Here is a 2,981-nt window from a genome sequence, read left to right as displayed (position 1 = left end):
ACCACGGCGTCGGGCGTGGTTGATATCAACGCCCAGAGCCTGGATGCTCGCGAAACGATTTATGCCGGCAATCAGGTCCAGGCGACGACCCGAGGCACCCTTACCAACCGGCAAGCGATCGCCGCGCGGGACAATGTCACGCTGACGACCGATGGGCAGCTCAACAACCTGGGCATCATCGAGGCGGGCGTCAACGTCGACAACAGTCGCAACCAGGTGGGCGACGTGGTGCTGACCGCGGCTAATATCGACAATCGCGGGCAGAGCGTCATCGCCAGCCGCGATTTGAAAGCCACGACGACGCAGACCCTCGACAATCGCGGCGGCACGCTTTCTGCCGGAAAAACACTGACCCTTGATAGCAAGGACCTGGACAACCGCGCCGGTACGCTGGTCAGCCAGGATAAATTGCAAGCGCGGGCCAGCGGGACGCTGGATAACCGTGATAAAGGGACCATCGCCAGCAACGGCGAGCAAACCTTGGTGGCCGGTACGCTGAAGAACAGCGCAGGGGTCATCAGCAGCAACGATCTTCTCGAGCTCGAAACAGACGTCCTGGATAACAGCAGCGGCAAGATTGCGACCGACGCCGCGCTGACCCTCAAGGGCGGCAGCGTTGAAAACAGCGGGGGACAAATCACCAGCCAGGGTGACACGGTTGCGACGTTGAAAGGCTTCAACCAGCAGGGTGGCAAGCTGGTGAGCCAGGGAAAACTGACCCTCACCGCAGACAGCATCACCAACAGTGACGAGGGTTACATCGCCTCGGCCAAGGCCATGAGCCTGACCGCTTACAAGCAACTGCTCAACAACGGCAAGGCGATCATCAGCACCGAACAGGGGCTGACGATCATCGGTGGTGATCTCGATAACGCCAACGGCAGCCTGCTCAGCCAGGGTGACCTGACGGTTGATATTTCCGGCGATTTCGTCAACCGAGACGGCAGCGCCATCACCCAGGCCGGAAACGTGGAGGTCGAGGCGAGCAGCCTCGATAACCGTGGTGGTGTGCTTGCCAGTGTTGGCGGTTGGCTGAAAGCCACCCTGGACACGGTGCTGGATAATGGCCAATCGCTGACCAACAGCGATGCCGGGTTGCTTCAGGCGCAATCCGTCAGCCTCGATGCGAAACAGGCGCTGCTCAACAACGGCGGGCAGGTGTCGGCCCTCTCCGGAACCGCGGAAATCGCCACCACCACCTTCGCGAACCGCGGTGGCTCCGTACTCGCCCAGCAGGCGCTGACGGTCCGCGCTAAAGACGCGGACAACGCCAGCGGCAAAATGGCAGCGGATACGATCGATTTCACGCTTACCGGCGCGCTGGGCAATCAAAGCGGTCTGGTGGAAGGTTCAAATGGCCTGTCGATCCGGGCGCTGTCGCTCGATAACCAGGACGGCAAACTGCGGTCCGTGGGGCAGCGAGGGACTGCGACGTTGACGGTTGACCAATTGCTGGATAACCAACGCGGCGTTATCGAAGCGGGCACCGAGAACCTGTCCTTGAAAATGGCCGGCTTCAAAAACGCCAGTGGCAATATCCGTCACGTCGGCACGGGTATCCTGGATGTGGATCTCGCCAGGTTCGCCAACGTTGGCGGCAGCCTGACCACCTCCGGCACCTTGACGGTCGATGCGGCGCGTTGGGACAACAGTTCGGATATCCAGGCGGATGTCCTGAAGTTGAACGTAGGCCAGCTCAATCAGACCAGCACCGGCAAATTGCTCGCGGTCAAAAGCCTCAAGGCAACCGGCGACGCCTGGAACAATGCGGGTACGATCAGCAGCGACGATGATTTTGATCTGCAGTTGACAGGGGCCTACACAGGCACCGAAAACAGCCGCCTCAGTGCGGTCGATCAATTCGATCTTCGCGCCGCCAGTATCGATCTTTCCAGCGGCTCGCGCTTGGCCGGAGGCGGCATCACCACCGTCACCAGTCTCGGGGCATTGAACAATGCCGGACGGATCACGGGTGGCGGCAAGTTCTCCCTTTCCGCCACGCGTCTGCTCAATACGGGCACGCTGGGTGGCGCCGATACCGTCGAGCTGGTGGCCAATGAGGCCCGTAACGACCGCGGATTGATATTCAGTGGCGCGGACATGGCGCTGCGCTTCAACAGCTTCACCAACGTGCGCGCGGACGTGTATAGCCTCGGCACATTGACTGTCACCGCGCAGGATGGCGTCGCTCGCAGTGCGCTGCTGGAAAACATTTCCGGCACCCTGGAATCGGTCAAGGACATGTCGCTGCGCAGCCAGGTGCTGGTCAACCGCAAGGACGTCTTTTCCACCACCGATGAGTTGGTGTCGGGCGCCATCAGCGTGACCTGCTACGACTGCGGCGGTGATCACCACAACGTCGACTATGTGGCTAAGGAAACCTTCCAGAGCGTCGTGCTCGAAGACTCGGCCAGCGCCACGCTGATGAGCGGGGCGAAGCTGACCGTCGACGGTTCCACGGTGACCAACCAACACAGCGTCATGGCTTCGGCCGGCGACCTGCTGATCACCGCGGACAACTTCGCCAACGTCGGCGCCGCATCAGGCACCAGCGTCAGGACGCGCACGTGGAATACCGGCCGGGTCACCGATGGGACGGACGAGCGCTTCCGCGCACGATTCATCTTTCCCTACAACGCCCAGGCCAACCCGAAACAAGTGCCTGTCGATGCGTTGAACAGCTTCCGTCAGGTGAGTGACATCACCACCGTGACGCCCGGACAATCGCTGGCGCCGGCCGTGGTTCAATCGGGCGGCAACATCAGCATCCAGGCGACGCAACAACTGGAAAACAGCAGCATTGTGCAATTCCAGGCGCCACTGGCTGGCGCGAGCAAGTCCACGGCCACCGGCGTCGCCAATACGGCACGGCCTGCTTTCGTGGTACTCAACTCGCAATTGCCGCCTGACCTGGCCCAACAGCAGGTCAACCCGACCACGATGCCCGGGTTCGCCCTGCCGACGGGCGAGAATGGCCTGTT

The 2,981-nt window shown here is 61.6% G+C and carries 1 pseudogene; it reads left to right on the top strand.

The features are described 5' to 3' along the window. Nucleotides 1-15 precede the first annotated feature (15 nt). Nucleotides 16-2,981, top strand: a pseudogene (locus tag OC610_RS24485) (hypothetical protein); the annotation flags it as partial.

It is taken from the genome of Pseudomonas agronomica, assembly GCF_025917275.1.
GTDB lineage: Bacteria > Pseudomonadota > Gammaproteobacteria > Pseudomonadales > Pseudomonadaceae > Aquipseudomonas > Aquipseudomonas agronomica.
This window is presented reverse-complemented; position numbering and strand designations above follow the sequence as displayed.